Origin of the sequence: Verrucomicrobium sp. 3C (assembly GCF_000379365.1) — a bacterium.
Classification (GTDB): Bacteria; Verrucomicrobiota; Verrucomicrobiia; order Methylacidiphilales; family Methylacidiphilaceae; genus Methylacidimicrobium.
The window spans coordinates 36,096-36,528 of record NZ_KB901876.1; positions in this window are offsets into that span (position 1 = coordinate 36,096).

Sequence of the window (433 nt, forward strand, 5' to 3'; positions counted from 1 at the left end):
ACTGATCCCAGGCTTCTTGCCTCCTCGGTCCTGCGCTTCCTGCTCGTTGTTCGTGGTCACTTCCCTTTCCATTTTCATCTCCTTCTACTTCGGTTGTGACCCACACACAAATTTTCGGATAGGCTCTGCCTGAGTATCTCTCCCTATCGGCCGTTTCCACTCCCCGCTCATCAAACCGAACAGGCGGATTTCCCGCATTCGGCTTCCGGACAGGGTTGGCGCAGGATTATGCCCACGGTAAGCTCCACGTACAGCTCCCGAGGGAGAGGAGGTCGCACTTACCTTCGCTTTCTCCTGCAACGTCATCTGGAGCTTCCGAACACGCAAGGGAGGTTGTAGGCGTACCGCCACTCTCCGTTCTCGCTCCTTCCGACGTTTCCCTTGAACTAAGGCCCCTTCCCTCCCTCGGACTTTCTCCGAGCTCACAGGTGTC